The organism is Streptomyces sp. NPDC043746 (assembly GCF_056436485.1).
Map to the genome: position 1 here is coordinate 367,374 of NZ_JBWKCM010000002.1, position 15,213 is coordinate 382,586.

A 15,213-nucleotide genomic window follows, 5' to 3' on the forward strand; every position below is an offset into this window, starting at 1 on the left:
CTTGTGGGGGGGGGGGGGGGGGAGGGCGAAAAAAAAAGGGGAGTCCCGGGGGGGGGAGGGTCCGCCACACGGGGTTTTTTTCGGTGCGCCGCCCTTTCCCCGTGCGGCCCTACGGGGCGGACGTCAGTGGACGCTGCCCATGAGCTTCTTGACCTTGCTGCGGTACATGAAGATCGCGACACCCGCGCCCACCGCGAGCGTCGCCTCCAGGGCCACCACCCCGGTGCCGTTGAGCCCCACACCGGCCAGCGAGAGCAGACCCGTGGTGCAGTCGCCGGCGGTGACGGCGAGGAACCAGACACCCATCATCTGGCTCGCGTACTTCGCCGGAGCCATCTTCGTCGTGACCGACAGGCCGACCGGCGAGAGCGTCAGCTCCGCGACGGTCTGGACGAAGTAGATCGCGACCATCCACATCGCGGCGGCCTTGTGGCCGTCGCCCGCGATGGTGAGCGGCATCAGGAAGACGAAGAACGAGGCACCGATCAGCACGAGACCGGAGCTGAACTTCACGATCGTGCTCGGCTCCTTGCCGCGCCGGTTCAGCGCCAGCCAGAAGGCGGCGAAGACCGGGGCGAGCGCCATGATCAGGACCGGGTTGACCGACTGGTACCAGGAGACCGGGAAGTCCCAGCCGAAGACGCTGTTGTCGGCCGAGGACTCAGCGAAGATCGCGAGCGTCGAACCGCCCTGGTCGTAGATCATCCAGAAGATGGCGGCGGCCACGAAGAACCAGATGTAGCCGGACATCTTCGACTGCTCGGCCTCGCTCAGCTCCTTGTCGCGCTTGATGCGGACCAGGACCATCACCGGGATGACGAGACCGGCGATGGTGATCGGGACCAGCAGCCAGTTCAGCGTGTAGACGCCGGTGACGACCGTGCCGATGTAGAAGACGGCCGCGACGCCCAGCCAGATCATCGACTTGCGCAGGGTGGAGGCGCGCTCGTCCTTGGAGAGCGGCTTCGGGACGATCAGGCTGCGCTCGTTCAGGTGGCGGGTGCCGATGAGGAACTGGAGCACACCGAGACCCATACCGAGGGCCGCGAGGGCGAAGCCGAGGTGCCAGTTGACGTTCTCGCCGATGGTGCCGATCACCAGGGGCGCTGCGAAGGCACCCATGTTGATGCCCATGTAGAAGATCGTGAAGCCACCGTCGCGGCGCGGGTCGTCCGGGCCGTCGTAGAGGTGGCCGACCATCGTCGAGATGTTGGACTTCAGCAGACCCGATCCGATGGCCACGAGGCCCAGGCCGGCGAAGAACGTGCCCTCCCAGGGCAGGGCCAGGACCAGGTGGCCCGCCATGATGACCCCGCCGGCGATGGCGACGGTCTTGCGCGGGCCCCAGACCCGGTCGCCGAACCAGCCGCCGGGCATGGCGAGCAGGTACACCAGCGACAGGTAGACGGAGTAGATCGCGGTCGCCGTGGCGGGGTTCATGTCGAGCCCGCCGGGCGCGATCAGGTAGAGCGGGAGCAGTGCCCTCATGCCGTAATAGCTGAAGCGCTCCCACATCTCCGTCATGAAGAGAGTGGCCAGGCCGCGAGGGTGGCCGAAGAAGGTCTTCTCGCCGGAACTGGCCGAGTCCTTCGTCAGGCTGGACGCCATGGTCGATCCTTGCTCGTCGGGACGCGCTCGCCTCGTGAGCGGTGCGCGCCCGGTGGGGGGCAGCCGGCACCGGCGCGGGCGCACCCCGTCCCCACGCCTGGGGAGGACTCGCCCCGGGGCCGGGCTCCGGTCGGAGCGTTCGGCGGCGGGGCGGGGAAGTGCCGCGTCGGGATCCACACCCGTCGCGCGTTCTTCACGCTCCGGGCCCGGCTCACAGGTCATTCACTCGATACGGGCCGGTGCGAACCGGTCCAGCACGCAGAAGAGACCCTTGGCGCTCAAGGCGGCCCAAAGGTCCCTGCGTAGTGCATCAGGCGTCGGGACACCATACGACACGACACAGCACCATATGGAAGGACTTGAGATATGGATCACAGGTAGGGCTGGAACCAGGCTCCCATATTCAAAGGTCCTTGTCCGGATTGTGGCGCTGACCCGCAGGCGATGGTCCGAGCCTCACTCCGGGCGTCCCGGCCGGACTACCATCAGTCCATGACCCGTGTACTGCTCGCCGAGGACGACGCGTCCATCTCGGAGCCGCTGGCCCGCGCACTGCGTCGGGAGGGTTACGAGGTCGAGGTGCGCCAGGACGGCCCGACGGCGCTCGACGCCGGACTCCAGGGGGGCGTCGATCTCGTGGTCCTCGATCTGGGGCTGCCCGGGATGGACGGCCTCGAAGTCGCCCGCCGCCTCCGTGCCGACGGTCACACCGTGCCGATCCTGGTGCTGACGGCCCGCGCCGACGAGGTCGACACGGTGGTCGGCCTGGACGCCGGCGCCGACGACTACGTGACCAAGCCCTTCCGCCTCGCGGAGCTGCTCGCCCGGGTCCGGGCGCTGCTCCGGCGCGGCGCCGCCGAGCCCGCCGCGCAGCCCGCCACCCACGGCGTCCGGATCGACGTCGAGTCGCACCGGGCCTGGATGGGCGAGGAGGAACTCCAGCTCACCGCCAAGGAGTTCGACCTGCTGCGGGTCCTCGTCCGGGACGCCGGCCGGGTCGTCACCCGCGACCAGCTGATGCGCGAGGTCTGGGACACCACCTGGTGGTCCTCCACCAAGACGCTGGACATGCACATCTCCTGGCTCCGCAAGAAGCTCGGCGACGACGCGGCCAACCCCCGCTACATCGCCACGGTCCGGGGCGTCGGCTTCCGGTTCGAGAAGAGCTGACGTACGAAGCCCTCATGCACTCTGAAGCCGGACAGCGGAAGAACCGGCGGCCATGCGCCGCCGCCTGATCAACTCCACGCTCGCCGTGGTCCTCGTGGTCATCGCGGTCTTCGGCGTCTCCCTCGTCATCGTGGAGACGCGCACCATCAGCGCCAGCGCCCAGGAGAGCGTCGAGTCCGAGGCGCTGCGGCTGATCAGCGTGGTCGACAGCCGGCTGCTGGGCGAGGAGGTGATCAACGCCGGGGTGCTCTCCGAGCAGATCGACGCCTCCCGGTTCGCCCTGATCGAGATCCCCGGCCGCGAGACCATCGCCGTGGGAGAGCGCCCCACCGGCAGCGTCCTGCGCGCCACCGAGACCGGTGAGCGCGGCGAGAAGGTCACCGTCGAGGAGTCCCGCTCGACCATCGCCCGGGAGGTCGGCCGAACCCTCCTGATCATCGGCGCGGTGGCGCTGCTCGCGATCATCTCGGCCGTGCTCCTCGCCGTACGCCAGGGCAACCGGCTCGCCTCCCCGCTCACCGACCTCGCCGAGACCGCCGAACGCCTCGGCTCCGGCGACCCGCGCCCGCGCCACAAGCGGTACGGGGTGCCCGAGCTGGACCGGGTCGCGGACGTCCTGGACGCCTCCGCCGAGCGGATCGCCCGGATGCTGACCGCCGAGCGGCGGCTCGCGGCGGACGCCTCGCACCAGCTCCGCACGCCGCTCACCGCGCTCTCCATGCGACTGGAGGAGATCTCGGTGACCGACGACCCGGAGACGGTGAAGGAGGAGGCGAACATCGCCCTCACCCAGGTCGAGCGCCTCACCGACGTCGTCGAGCGACTGCTGACCAACTCCCGCGACCCGCGCACCGGCTCCGCCGTCGCCTTCGACCTGGACGAGGTGATCAAGCAGCAGATCGAGGAGTGGCGCCCCGCCTACCGCTCCACCGGCCGTGCGCTGGTCCGCTCGGGCAAGCACGGGCTGCGGGCGGTCGGCACCCCGGGCGCGGTCGCCCAGGTCCTGGCCGCGCTGATCGAGAACTCGCTCATGCACGGTGGCGGCACCGTCGCCCTGCGCACCCGCGTCACCGGCAACCAGGTCGTCATCGAGGTCACCGACGAGGGCCCCGGCGTGCCGGCCGAGCTGGGGGCACGGATCTTCGAGCGGACGATCAGCGGCCGCAACTCCACCGGCATCGGCCTGGCCGTCGCCCGGGACCTCGCCGAGGCGGACGGCGGCCGGCTGGAGCTGCTCCAGCAGCACCCGGCGGTCTTCGCGCTCTTCCTCAGCCGCATCCCGCCGGAGCGCAAGGACACCGAACGCCCGGTGCGCTGAGCACGTACGTGTGCCCGGTCCCGGTTCCGTGCGACGGGATCGGTCCGGTGCGGCGCGACCGCTTCCGTAGGGCGGGGTTGGTTCCGTACCGGGGGATCAGTTCCGTACGGGAGCGCGCTCTACCGTCTCCGCCGGCCGCCGCTGCTCCAGAAACCGCTCCGTGCCGGGCACGGCCTCCCCGGCGGACGGGGAGGCGGGCGGGAGCGCCTTGAAGACCCAGGTCCGGTAGGACCAGAAGCGGAAGAGGGTGGCGATCCCGATGCCCAGGATCTTGAAGAAGTTGCTCTGGACCGGGCTGTTCCAGTCGAAGCCGTACGTCGCCAGGTACAGCACGCCGTTCTCGATCACCGCGCCCGCCGCGCTGAACAGCAGGAACAGGGACAGCTCACGGGTCCGGCCGGTCTTGTCGCGCTCCCGGTAGGTCCAGTAGCGGAAGCCCACGTAGTTGCAGAGGATCGCGACGAACGTCGCCAGCACGCTCGCCCGGACGACCTGGAGGTCGGTGGTGTGCCGGAGCAGGTTGAAGACCGCGATGTTGACCAGCAGCCCCACCGCGCCGACCGCGCCGAACTTGGCGACCTCCCGGGCCAGCAGATCAAGCCGGGTCCGCAGTGCGCCCCGTTCGCTCATGGTGATCGCTCAGTCCGTCCGTTCGATGGCGTCGACGGTTCCGTCAACCCGGCCATGCTATCCAGCCCTCCCGGGTGATGCCCCGGCGATCCCCGCGGGCCCGCCGGGCACGGCACCCGGACGGCGTCCGGGCGGCCCCGGCGGGCCCGATACCCTGGAGGCGTGACGTTCCCGGTAGTCGGCATGGTCGGCGGCGGTCAGCTCGCCCGCATGACCCACGAGGCGGGTATCCCCCTCGGCCTGAAATTCAAGCTCCTCAGTGACACGCCCCAGGACTCGGCGGCCCAGGTGGTCAGCGAGGTCGTCATCGGCGACTATCGCGACCTGGACACGCTCCGCGCCTTCGCCCAGGGCTGCGACGTGATCACCTTCGACCACGAGCACGTGCCCACCGAGCACCTGCGGGCCCTGGAGGCGGACGGCATCCCCGTGCGCCCCGGCCCCGATGCCCTGGTGCACGCGCAGGACAAGGGCGTGATGCGCGCCAGGCTGCGGGAGATCGGCGCCCCCTGCCCCCGCAACCGCATCGTGAGCGACCCGGCCGACGCCACCGCGTTCGCACAGGAGGTCGGGGGCTTCCCCGTCATCCTCAAGACCGTGCGCGGCGGGTACGACGGCAAGGGCGTGTGGGTGGTCCGCTCCGAGGCGGACGCCGCCGACCCGTTCCGCGCCGGGGTCCCGGTCCTCGCGGAGGAGAAGGTCGACTTCGTACGGGAGCTGGCGGCCAACATCGTCCGCTCGCCGCACGGCCAGGCCGTCGCCTACCCGGTCGTCGAGTCCATCCAGGTCGACGGGGTCTGCGACACGGTGATCGCCCCCGCCCCCGACCTGTCCGAGGAGCTGGCCGGCGAGGCCCAGCAGCTGGCGCTCCGCATCGCCGCCGAGCTGGATGTCGTCGGCCACCTCGCGGTGGAGCTGTTCGAGACGCGCGACGGCCGCATCCTGGTCAACGAGCTGGCCATGCGCCCGCACAACTCGGGCCACTGGACCCAGGACGGCGCGATCACCTCGCAGTTCGCCAACCACGTCCGGGCCGTCCTCGACCTCCCCCTCGGCGACCCGCGCCCGCGCGCCCCCTGGACGGTCATGTGCAACGTCCTGGGCGGTGACTACCCGGACATGTACCAGGCGTACCTGCACTGCATGGCCCGCGATCCGCAGCTCAAGATCCACATGTACGGCAAGGACGTGAAGCCCGGCCGCAAGGTCGGCCACGTCAACACCTACGGCGACGATCTGGCGGACGTGCGGGAGCGCGCCCGGCACGCGGCCGACTACCTGCGAGGAACGATCACCGAATGACTCCCCCCGCCGCCCCTCTCATCGGCATCGTCATGGGCTCCGACTCCGACTGGCCCGTCATGGAGGCCGCCGCCAAGGCGCTCGACGAGTTCGAGATCCCCTACGAGGTCGACGTCGTCTCCGCCCACCGCATGCCGCGCGAGATGATCGCGTACGGCGAGGAGGCCGCAGGCCGCGGACTGAAGGCGATCATCGCGGGCGCGGGCGGCGCCGCCCACCTGCCCGGAATGCTGGCCTCGGTCACCCCGCTCCCGGTCATCGGCGTCCCGGTGCCTCTGAAGTACCTGGACGGCATGGACAGCCTGCTCTCCATCGTCCAGATGCCCGCCGGGGTCCCCGTCGCCACCGTCTCGGTCGGCGGCGCGCGCAACGCGGGCCTGCTCGCCGCCCGTGTCCTCGCCACGCAGGACCCCGCGCTCCAGGAGCGGATGAGGGAGTTCCAGCAGGAGCTGAACAGCCAGGCCACGGAGAAGGGCAAGCGGCTGCGTGCCAAGGTCCAGGGCTCCGACTCCTTCGGCTTCGGAAAGTAGGGGGCGGCCATGGACCACCTCCAGCGAGCCCACGAGCTGCTCGCCGCCCACCCCGTCGTCGACGGCCACAACGACCTCCCCTGGGCCCTGCGCGAGCAGGTCGGCTACGACCTGGACGCCCGGGACATCGCCGCCGACCAGCGCGGCCTGCTCCACACCGACCTGGCCCGGCTGCGGGCGGGCGGGGTCGGCGGCCAGTTCTGGTCGGTGTACGTCCGCACCGACCTGACCGGCGACGCGGCGGTCAGCGCCACGCTGGAACAGATCGACATCGTCGCCGAGCTGATCGCCCGCTACCCGGCGCACCTGCGGCGCGCGCTCACCGCCGACGACCTGGAGAAGGCCCGCGCCGAGGGCCGGATCGCCTCCCTGATGGGCGCCGAGGGCGGCCACTCCATCAACAACTCGCTGGGCACCCTGCGCGCCCTGTACGAGCTGGGCGTCCGCTACATGACGCTCACCCACAACGACAACATCGACTGGGCCGACAGCGCCACCGACCTGCGCCGCCTCGGCGGGCTCTCCGCCTTCGGCCACGAGGTCGTCCGCGAGATGAACCGCATCGGCATGCTGGTCGACCTCAGCCACGTGGCGGACGGCGTCATGCGCGACGCGATCGCCACCAGCACCGCGCCGGTGATCTTCTCGCACTCCTCGGCCCGGGCCGTCTGCGACCACCCGCGCAACATCCCCGACGACGTGCTGGCCGCCCTCCCGGCCAACGGCGGCGTCGCGATGGCGACCTTCGTGCCGAAGTTCGTGCTGCCCGAGGCGGTCGCCTGGACCCTGGCTGCCGACCGCAACATGCGCGAGCACGGGCTGCACCACCTGGACACCACCCCGCAGGCGATGCGCATCCACGAGGACTTCGAGGCGGCCCACCCGCGCCCCGAGGCCACGGTCGCCACCATCGCGGACCACCTGGACCACATGCGGGCGGTCGCGGGCATCGACCACATCGGTATCGGCGGCGACTACGACGGCACGGCGTTCACCCCGCGCGGTCTGGAGGACGTCTCCGGCTACCCGAACCTGGTGGCCGAGCTGCTGCGGCGCGGCTGGTCCGAGGGCGACCTCGCCAAGCTCACCTGGCAGAACGCCGTGCGGGTACTGCGCGACGCGGAGGCCGTGGCCCGCGACGAGCAGAGCATGCGAGGTCCGTCCCACGCGACGATCGAGGAGCTGGACAAAGGGCGGCTGCGCTAAGGGCTGTCCCGCAATCCCTGGCGGGCGCACGACGACAGCTACGGCGCCTCGCCGCGTTGTCGGAACGCCCGAATACATTCAGTGTGCGGACGTCCCTCCGCCTTGCGATGCACCGCATCTGGCGCCGCGCGCTGATCCACCAGGGATTGCGGGACAGCCCTTAGGTATCGCGCGACCGCCCTCACGTTCTCCGGCGACACGGTGAATTCGGGCAATCCTCCCCGTATCTGACGCAAGCTCATGTTAGGGATAGCTGGCAGGAATCCCCTCAAGGAATCCCTAACAGGAGGTACGCAACGATGCGCACGAATCTTCTCCGTGTCACGACCGCGCTCGGTGCCGCGGCCGTACTCACCCTCGGCGGCGCGGGCGTGGCCAGTGCCGGCGGCGTGGGCAGCTCGGGCATCGGGAACTCGGGCGTCGGGAGCGCGGGCGCCTTCAACGGCGGCGCCGGCAACGCGGGCATCGGCAACTGGGGTCTGGGCAACGCGGGCATCCACAACGTGGGCGTCGGCAACGCGGGCGGCTTCAACGGTGGCGTCGGCAACGCAGGCCTCGGCAACTGGGGCTGGGGCAACGCCGGTATGGGCAACACGGGCATCGGCAGCCACGGCCACGGCAACTCGGGCATCGGCAGCTCGGGCATCGGCAACACCGGCGTGGGCAGCTCGGGCATCGGCAACTGAACCGCGCGTCACCCCGGCCGACGCCGGGCGGCGCACCTGGGCCGGCCACCCGTTCCACCGGTGGCCGGCCCAGGTGCGTCCAGGGGCAGGGCGCCCCGTCGGCGGCGAGCCACCCCGAGCGTGTCTGCCGGGCATCGCACGGTAGACGGGAGTCCGACGACAGCCCTCAGCCGGCGCAGAGGCAGAACGGGTGCCCGGCCGGGTCCGCGTAGACGCGGAAGGAGCGCTTCCGGTCCTCCGTGTCCAGCGGCCGGGCCCCCAGGGCCAGCACCTCCCTTTCCGCCGCGTCCAGGTCCGGCACGGTCAGGTCCAGATGGAACTGCTGGGAACCGTCCGGCCGGGGCCACCGCGGCGGTACGAAGCCGGGGGCGGCCTGGAAGGCGAGCGGGGTGCCCGGGGCGCCGGTGAGCTCCACCCAGCCCTCCCCGTCGTCCTCGACGGTGCCGCCGATCATGGCGGCGTAGAAGCGGGCGAGCGCGACGGGGTCGGGGCAGTCCAGTACGACGGCGCCGAGCGTGGCGATGGGCATGACGTATACCTCCTGGTCAGTACCGCCCTGTTGCGGTACGGGGAGACGCCTACCCCGTACCGGCGCGGGTGAGTGCGGGCACCCGGGCGTTCAGGCCTTCGGCCGCCCCATCGCCCGGTACGTCCACCCGGCCGCCCGCCACACCGTGCTGTCCAGGGCGTTGCGGCCGTCCAGGATGATCCGCCGGGAGACCGCCTCGCCCAGCGCCGCCGGGTCCAGCTCGCGGAACTCGCGCCACTCCGTCAGGTGCAGCACCACATCCGCGCCGCGTACGGCCTCCAGTGCGGAGTCGGCGTAACCGAGCGTCGGGAAGAGCCGGCGGGCGTTGTCCATGCCCTTCGGGTCGAAGACGGTCACCTGGCCGCCCTGGAGGTGGATCTGCCCGGCGACGTTGAGCGCGGGGGAGTCGCGTACGTCGTCGGAGTCCGGCTTGAAGGCGGCGCCGAGGACGCCCACCCGCTTGCCGAGGAACGAGCCGCCGCCCACGGCCTCCCGGGCCAGCTCGACCATGTGGCCGCGGCGGCGCATGTTGATCGAGTCGACCTCGCGGAGGAAGGTGAGGGCCTGGTCCGCGCCCAGTTCACCGGCGCGCGCCATGAAGGCCCGGATGTCCTTGGGCAGACAGCCGCCGCCGAAGCCGATCCCGGCCCGCAGGAACTTCTTCCCGATGCGGTCGTCGTGGCCGATGGCCTCCGCCAGCTTCACGACGTCCCCGTCGGCGGCCTCGCAGACCTCGGCCATGGCGTTGATGAAGGAGATCTTCGTGGCCAGGAAGGAGTTGGCGGAGGTCTTCACCAGCTCGGCGGTGGGGAAGTCGGTGACGACGAACGGGGACCCCTCCGCGACCGGCACGGCGTACACCTCGCGCAGCAGCTTCTCGGCCCGCTCGCTCTCCACGCCGACGACGATCCGGTCCGGGTGCAGGGTGTCGCCGACGGCGAAGCCCTCGCGCAGGAACTCCGGGTTCCACGCCAGCTCGGCATCGGAGCCGACCGGGGCCAGCTCCGCGAGGCGGGCGGCGAGGCGGGCGGCGGAGCCGACGGGGACGGTCGACTTGCCGACGACCAGGGTGGGCCGGGTGAGGTGCGGGGCGAGGGAGGCGAAGGCGCTGTCGACGTAGCTCATGTCACAGGCGTACTCACCCTGCTTCTGCGGGGTGTTCACACAGACGAAGTGCACGTCCCCGAAGTCCGCGACCTCCTCCCAGGAGGTGGTGAAGCGCAGCCGTCCGGTCGACCCCGGGAGCCCGGCGACATGACGCTGGAGCATCTCCTCCAGCCCCGGCTCGTACATCGGCACCCGCCCGGCCGACAGCAGCTCGATCTTCTCCGGTACGACGTCGAGCCCGAGGACCTCGAACCCCAGCTCGGCCATGGCCGCGGCATGGGTGGCGCCGAGATAGCCGGTGCCGATCACGGTGATCCTGAGGGCCATGGGTGCTCCTGGAGGTGCGGAAAGAGGTGCGGACCGAGCATAGTCGCGGCGGGGAAGCCCGGATTTCGCCGCCCGACAAGGGGTGGTATGCGTGTTCTGCCCGACCCCTGTCACCAAGCTCACGTGGCACTCACATATGCCGCACCGAGGCTTCGGCACTAAAATTGAGTTACTTAACGGTAGTTAGCATCTGGGGAGTGAGCGTCTTGGCGGGTTCGACCGATTTCGACCTGTACCGTCCGGCCGAGGAGCACGACATGCTCCGGGAGACCATCCGTTCCCTGGCCGAGACGAAGATCGCCCCCTTCGCCGCCGCGGTCGACGAGGAGAGCCGTTTCCCGCAGGAGGCGCTGGACGCCCTGGTCGCCTCGGACCTGCACGCCGTCCACGTACCGGAGGAGTACGGCGGCGCGGGCGCCGACGCGCTCGCCACGGTCATCGTGATCGAGGAGGTGGCCCGTGCCTGCGCCTCCTCCTCCCTGATCCCGGCCGTCAACAAGCTCGGCTCGCTCCCGGTGATCCTCTCCGGCTCCGAGGAGCTGAAGGCCAAGTACCTGGGCCCGCTGGCCAAGGGCGACGCGATGTTCTCGTACGCCCTCTCCGAGCCGGACGCCGGCTCGGACGCGGCGGGCATGAAGACCCGGGCCGAGCGCGACGGCGACTTCTGGGTCCTCAACGGCGTGAAGCGCTGGATCACCAACGCGGGCGTCTCCGAGTACTACACGGTCATGGCCGTCACCGACCCGACCAAGCGCTCCAAGGGCATCTCGGCCTTCGTCGTGGAGAAGTCCGACGAGGGCGTCTCCTTCGGCGCCCCGGAGAAGAAGCTCGGCATCAAGGGCTCCCCGACCCGCGAGGTCTACCTCGACAACGTCCGCATCCCCGCCGACCGCATGATCGGCGAGGAGGGTACGGGCTTCGCCACGGCGATGAAGACCCTGGACCACACCCGCATCACCATCGCGGCCCAGGCCCTCGGCATCGCCCAGGGCGCGCTGGACTACGCCAAGGGGTACGTCCAGGAGCGCAAGCAGTTCGGCAAGCCGATCGCGGACTTCCAGGGCATCCAGTTCATGCTCGCCGACATGGCGATGAAGCTGGAGGCGGCCCGCCAGCTCACCTACTCGGCCGCCGCCAAGTCCGAGCGCGTCGACGGCGACCTCACCTTCTTCGGCGCCGCCGCCAAGTGCTTCGCCTCCGACGTGGCCATGGAGGTCACCACGGACGCGGTCCAGCTCCTCGGCGGCTATGGCTACACGCGGGACTACCCGGTGGAGCGCATGATGCGCGACGCCAAGATCACGCAGATTTACGAAGGTACGAATCAGGTGCAGCGGATCGTGATGGCGAGGAACCTGCCGTAGCAGGGTTTTCGCAGGCCGGCCGCCATCTCGGGTGATCGGGGAGCGGGGATCGGCTTCCGGTCCGTTCGGGTCCGTCCCGGGCCGTTCCCGGGTGTCATGCTGGGGAACCCTGGGTGGACGCCGGGCTCGGAACAGCTGCTGACCTGCATGGACGAGAAGGCCCCCGGCATGATGCCGGGGGCCGTTCGTACCCGCTCGGTCGACGACCTGGTTAAGACGTCATCTCATTCGGTGAGTCTGCGGTAGCGGATGAGGGTGCAGGCGATGCTGGTGAAGGCGAGGAGGTGGTCGGCCTTGCGTTCGTAGCACCGGTGGAGGCGGCGGCAGCCGGCGAGCCAGGACATGGTCCCCGTGATCTGCCCCGCCTACGACTCGCTCGTCGAGCAGAGGGCTTCGGTCCACGTCGCCCGGAAGTCACGGCAGACGATGGTGAGTGTGCCGTCCCAGCAGGCGATCTCGTGGCTGCAACCGTCCCGGTGCGGCAGGGTCTCGTCGAGAATCACCGTCCCGAGGTCCGTTCCCCGGTTCTCGTCGACGGGGTCGATGACGAAACTGGACACCCTTGTGTAGCGGATCAGCAGGTCTTGGTCGTGCTTCCAGCAGTTGTGCTGGAGCTCGACCTCCATCTCCGCACCGCCGGCACCCCGGACAGCCCGGAGCGTCAGGTCCTTCACGCATCGTCTGCTGTGGAAGTCGTAGTGGTCCGTATCCGTGGCGAAAGCCCAGGCGCCCGGCGGCAGGTACCCGGAGATCGAGGGCAGGTGGCTCAGGTAGGGAGCTGGGTCCAAGACCCCTGACAGGCCGGCGACCTGCGCATCGAGATTGACGTACTCCATCTGCCTTCGCCCCCGCTCACGACTTCCCACTGGCCGGCAAATCGTCGCACGGACTCACCAAATGAGATGACGTCTAAAGCCCGGCTCGTTCTGCGACATCGCACGCCTTCCTGGGCATCGGCACCATACGGGACGGAATCCGAACTACGGCGTCGTGCGGCTTCCAGCCCTGAAGCACCGACTCCCCCTCCCCGTCCACCCACACGGCGGGGGAGTCCTGCGTAAGCCCTCTATATAGAGGGTGTCCGTGCAGGTCAGCGTCCGATGCGCTGTGAAGCACCCGGATTTGTGAAGGAACGAATCAGGTTCGGTGGATCGTGTGGCGCGCAAACCTGCCGTAACGCCTCCCGGTACAGCTGCGGCCCCCGGCACCTGTGGCTTGGCTTCAAGCGGTCAGCGCACCACGTCGAACACGTTCTTCTGGATGCCGTTCGCGTACGCCTCGTGCTCGACCAGCTTCAGCTTCTGGGTGTCCTTGTCGCTCGTGCTGAACAGCCGCTTCCCCGCGCCCAGCAGGAGCGGGAAGACCAGCAGGTGGTAGCGGTCGATCAGGCCGGCGTCGGACAGGCTGCGGTTGAGGGTGGCGCTGCCGTGGATGATGATCGGGCCGCCGTCGGTCTCCTTCAGCGCGGCCACCTCGTCGGCCGAGCGCAGGATCGTGGTGTCGCCCCAGTCGGAGACCAGGTCCTCCTCCTGGAGCGTGGTGGAGACGACGTACTTCGGCATCACCTTGTACTCCGCGAACTCCTCCATGCCCGGCCACACCGCGCTGAACGCCTCGTAGCTGGTCCGGCCCAGCATCAGGCCCGCGGCCTCCTCCTGCTCCCGGCCCTTGATCTCGTACGCCTCCGGGAGGAACTCCACATCCTTGAAGGTCCACCCCGAGTTCCGGTAGCCGGGCTCGCCGCCGGGGGCCTCCACGACGCCGTCGAGGGAAACGAACGCGGTGCTGATCAGAGTGCGCATCAGTGGCTCCTGGAGATCTCGTGGGGGTGCTTCGCTTGGGGGCGCTCGCGCGGGCATCAACTCTTACAGACGTACTGACCGCGTACTCCACCGAAACTCATCGGTCCCGGCAGCCCCATCCGTCCGGCCCACGGCCGGGTAGCCTCCCTCCCCATGACCGGGATGACCGAACTCGACAGGCTCACCGCCCTCTTCCGCGCCCTGGGGGCGGACGACGACGCCCCGGACTGGGCGGAGTCCGAGGCAGAGGAGGGGCTCCCGCAGCTCGCCCGCTACCGGTTGCTGCGCACGGTGTGGCAGGACGTCGACGCCTGGGGCACGGAGGCGTCGCGCTGGGTGGACTCCTACCGCGGCGACGGCGTGGCCGCCGGGCCCGTCGACCGGGCTCTCGCGGCCGGGCTCACCCCCGAGGACCTCGGCGAGCTGGCCCGCGAGGTGGCCCGGGAGACCGCGTTCGGGGTGCTGCACGCCCTGGCCGATCCGGCGGACGGGTCGCTGCCGGCCGAGGTGGAGGAGCAGTTGCCCGGCTGGCGGCTGGCCGAGCTGGACCCGGTCGGGGAGCCCACGGGCCGTCATCTCGACGCCCTCCACGAGGACTTCGCCGCTCTCGAACCGAAAGGCCCCACTCCGTCGTGACAGCCGCTGCCGTGGGGCGGGACGGGACGGTCCGGGGGCTACGCCGCCGACAGCCGGTCCCGGCAGTCGCGGCAGTGTCCGGGGTGCCTGGAGCGGTATCCGCGGTCGCAGCGGTCGCAGTTCTGCACGGGGATGGTGAGTGTGGTGCGGGTGGGGGGTGGTTCCGGGGTGTCGGGGAGGGGTGGTGGCAGGAGTGCGGTGAGGCGGTGGCGGACGAGTTAGGCGGGGTATTTGACGGGTTGGGGGAGGTCGGTGGTGAGGGTGTGGCGGATGGTGTCGGGGTGTGTGTCGCGTTCGAGCCAGGTGGCTGTGGCGGGGGTGAGGCGGTCGATGTCGGCCTCGGAGAGCACGAGTTCGGGGGCGTGCCGCCGCAGGTCTGCCAGGAGGGTGGCGGCTGTCTGCCGGAGTTCCGCGGTGAGTTCGCGGGGCTGGGGGAGCGGGCGGGGCGGTGCCTTCCGCGCGGGGCCGGTGGGCGTGGAGGCCGACGGGCGCGTCTGCGGTACGGGGGCCGGTACGGGCATGGGCTCGGTGATCGGTACGCGCATGAGGTCGGCGGACCGTGCGGGCGTGGGGGCCGGGGGTGCCGGAGGGGAGGGCGCGGGGACGGCGGCCGGGGCAGGCGGCCGGGGTGCTCTCATCGCCCCCGGTTGGTTGCAGAAGACGGTACGGGTGGTGATCCGGCCGTTCGCCAGCCGTACGCGGTCCCGGTGCAGGTAGCCGTGGGCCTCCAGCTCGCGCAGGGCGGCGGCGATCCTCGTCTCGCCCTCGGCGAAGCGGGCCGCGAGCGTCTTGACGCCGATCCTGGAACCGGCGGGCAGCGACTGGATGTGCGTGCCCAGGCCGATCGCGGTGAGCGACAGGTCGGGGTGCTGGGCCGGGTGGTTGCCGACGATCGTGAAGCGGCTGGTGTGCGGGGTGGCGACGTGCACGACGCCGGAGGCCGGGAGGGGCCCGGGAACCTCTGCCAGGGCGTAGGCGAGGGGGGCTTTGTGGCGGAA

Annotated in this window: 14 protein-coding genes and 1 pseudogene; 8 read left to right on the forward strand and 7 right to left on the reverse strand. The window is 70.5% G+C overall.

What is annotated here, in order from left to right:
• Positions 1–123 precede the first annotated feature (123 nt).
• Entirely contained in the window at positions 124–1,608 is a 1,485-nt protein-coding gene (locus AC0682_RS03720) for an oligopeptide:H+ symporter (protein ID WP_478530752.1), read from the reverse strand.
• Between the two features lie 492 nt (positions 1,609–2,100).
• Here AC0682_RS03720 and AC0682_RS03725 point away from each other — a divergent pair, with 492 nt between their 5' ends.
• The gene (locus tag AC0682_RS03725) at positions 2,101–2,778 is read left to right on the forward strand and encodes a response regulator transcription factor (RefSeq protein WP_254812417.1); all 678 of its coding nucleotides are present in this window, start codon (positions 2,101–2,103) and stop codon (positions 2,776–2,778) included.
• 52 nt (positions 2,779–2,830) lie between these two features.
• The gene (locus tag AC0682_RS03730) at positions 2,831–4,096 is read left to right on the forward strand and encodes an ATP-binding protein (RefSeq protein WP_478530753.1); all 1,266 of its coding nucleotides are present in this window, start codon (positions 2,831–2,833) and stop codon (positions 4,094–4,096) included.
• A 96-nt stretch (positions 4,097–4,192) separates the two neighbouring features.
• Here the strand turns inward: AC0682_RS03730 and AC0682_RS03735 are convergent, their stop codons facing one another.
• Positions 4,193–4,726 carry a GtrA family protein gene (locus tag AC0682_RS03735; RefSeq protein ID WP_478530754.1) on the reverse strand — a complete coding sequence of 178 codons (534 nt, stop codon included), beginning with the start codon at positions 4,724–4,726 and terminating at the stop codon, positions 4,193–4,195.
• Positions 4,727–4,888: 162 nt separating this feature from the next.
• Here AC0682_RS03735 and AC0682_RS03740 point away from each other — a divergent pair, with 162 nt between their 5' ends.
• From AC0682_RS03740 to AC0682_RS03755, 4 genes are all read left to right on the forward strand, one after another.
• On the forward strand, positions 4,889–6,028 hold the full coding sequence (locus AC0682_RS03740; RefSeq protein WP_478530755.1) for a 5-(carboxyamino)imidazole ribonucleotide synthase: 1,140 nt from the start codon (positions 4,889–4,891) through the stop codon (positions 6,026–6,028).
• A complete protein-coding gene (gene purE, locus AC0682_RS03745; RefSeq protein ID WP_254812420.1) occupies positions 6,025–6,558 on the forward strand; it encodes a 5-(carboxyamino)imidazole ribonucleotide mutase in 534 nt (177 codons plus the stop codon). Before AC0682_RS03740 ends, purE begins: the two co-directional genes overlap by 4 nt.
• Before the next feature lie 9 nt (positions 6,559–6,567).
• Positions 6,568–7,764, forward strand: a complete 1,197-nt coding sequence (locus AC0682_RS03750; protein ID WP_478530756.1) for a dipeptidase — start codon at positions 6,568–6,570, stop codon at positions 7,762–7,764.
• Between the two features lie 299 nt (positions 7,765–8,063).
• The gene (locus tag AC0682_RS03755; RefSeq protein WP_478530757.1) at positions 8,064–8,450 is read left to right on the forward strand and encodes a pentapeptide repeat-containing protein; all 387 of its coding nucleotides are present in this window, start codon (positions 8,064–8,066) and stop codon (positions 8,448–8,450) included.
• A gap of 166 nt (positions 8,451–8,616) precedes the next feature.
• Here AC0682_RS03755 and AC0682_RS03760 read toward each other — a convergent pair whose 3' ends face one another.
• On the reverse strand, positions 8,617–8,979 hold the full coding sequence (locus tag AC0682_RS03760; protein WP_478530758.1) for a VOC family protein: 363 nt from the start codon (positions 8,977–8,979) through the stop codon (positions 8,617–8,619).
• Between the two features lie 90 nt (positions 8,980–9,069).
• Positions 9,070–10,413: a UDP-glucose dehydrogenase family protein gene (locus AC0682_RS03765; RefSeq protein WP_478530759.1), complete on the reverse strand. Its 1,344-nt coding sequence runs from the start codon at positions 10,411–10,413 to the stop codon at positions 9,070–9,072.
• A gap of 206 nt (positions 10,414–10,619) precedes the next feature.
• On the opposite strand from AC0682_RS03765, the gene AC0682_RS03770 reads away from it, so the two are divergent.
• Positions 10,620–11,777 (forward strand): acyl-CoA dehydrogenase, encoded by a 1,158-nt coding sequence (locus AC0682_RS03770; protein ID WP_254813256.1) that lies wholly within the window; start codon positions 10,620–10,622, stop codon positions 11,775–11,777.
• Between the two features lie 365 nt (positions 11,778–12,142).
• On the opposite strand, the gene AC0682_RS03775 is transcribed toward AC0682_RS03770, so the two are convergent.
• Both AC0682_RS03775 and AC0682_RS03780 read right to left on the reverse strand, forming a co-directional pair.
• Positions 12,143–12,565 carry a hypothetical protein gene (locus AC0682_RS03775; protein WP_478530760.1) on the reverse strand — a complete coding sequence of 141 codons (423 nt, stop codon included), beginning with the start codon at positions 12,563–12,565 and terminating at the stop codon, positions 12,143–12,145.
• 441 nt (positions 12,566–13,006) lie between these two features.
• Positions 13,007–13,579: a dihydrofolate reductase family protein gene (locus tag AC0682_RS03780; RefSeq protein WP_478530761.1), complete on the reverse strand. Its 573-nt coding sequence runs from the start codon at positions 13,577–13,579 to the stop codon at positions 13,007–13,009.
• 162 nt (positions 13,580–13,741) lie between these two features.
• On the opposite strand from AC0682_RS03780, the gene AC0682_RS03785 reads away from it, so the two are divergent.
• Positions 13,742–14,215, forward strand: a complete 474-nt coding sequence (locus tag AC0682_RS03785) for a hypothetical protein (RefSeq protein ID WP_478530788.1) — start codon at positions 13,742–13,744, stop codon at positions 14,213–14,215.
• Positions 14,216–14,253: 38 nt separating this feature from the next.
• Here the strand turns inward: AC0682_RS03785 and AC0682_RS03790 are convergent.
• Positions 14,254–15,183, reverse strand: a pseudogene (locus AC0682_RS03790) (hypothetical protein).
• Between the last annotated feature and the right edge of the window lie 30 nt (positions 15,184–15,213).

Bases quoted from the DNA above. Each gene is read 5' to 3' on its own strand.
- AC0682_RS03725 (WP_254812417.1), top strand. From the start codon at position 2,101: ATGACCCGTGTACTGCTCGCCGAGGACGACGCGTCCATCTCGGAGCCG.
- AC0682_RS03730 (WP_478530753.1), top strand. From the start codon at position 2,831: ATGCGCCGCCGCCTGATCAACTCCACGCTCGCCGTGGTCCTCGTGGTC.
- AC0682_RS03720 (WP_478530752.1), bottom strand. From the start codon at position 1,608: ATGGCGTCCAGCCTGACGAAGGACTCGGCCAGTTCCGGCGAGAAGACC.
- AC0682_RS03760 (WP_478530758.1), bottom strand. From the start codon at position 8,979: ATGCCCATCGCCACGCTCGGCGCCGTCGTACTGGACTGCCCCGACCCC.
- AC0682_RS03785 (WP_478530788.1), top strand. From the start codon at position 13,742: ATGACCGAACTCGACAGGCTCACCGCCCTCTTCCGCGCCCTGGGGGCG.
- AC0682_RS03750 (WP_478530756.1), top strand. From the start codon at position 6,568: ATGGACCACCTCCAGCGAGCCCACGAGCTGCTCGCCGCCCACCCCGTC.
- AC0682_RS03735 (WP_478530754.1), bottom strand. From the start codon at position 4,726: ATGAGCGAACGGGGCGCACTGCGGACCCGGCTTGATCTGCTGGCCCGG.
- AC0682_RS03755 (WP_478530757.1), top strand. From the start codon at position 8,064: ATGCGCACGAATCTTCTCCGTGTCACGACCGCGCTCGGTGCCGCGGCC.
- AC0682_RS03765 (WP_478530759.1), bottom strand. From the start codon at position 10,413: ATGGCCCTCAGGATCACCGTGATCGGCACCGGCTATCTCGGCGCCACC.
- AC0682_RS03780 (WP_478530761.1), bottom strand. From the start codon at position 13,579: ATGCGCACTCTGATCAGCACCGCGTTCGTTTCCCTCGACGGCGTCGTG.
- purE (WP_254812420.1), top strand. From the start codon at position 6,025: ATGACTCCCCCCGCCGCCCCTCTCATCGGCATCGTCATGGGCTCCGAC.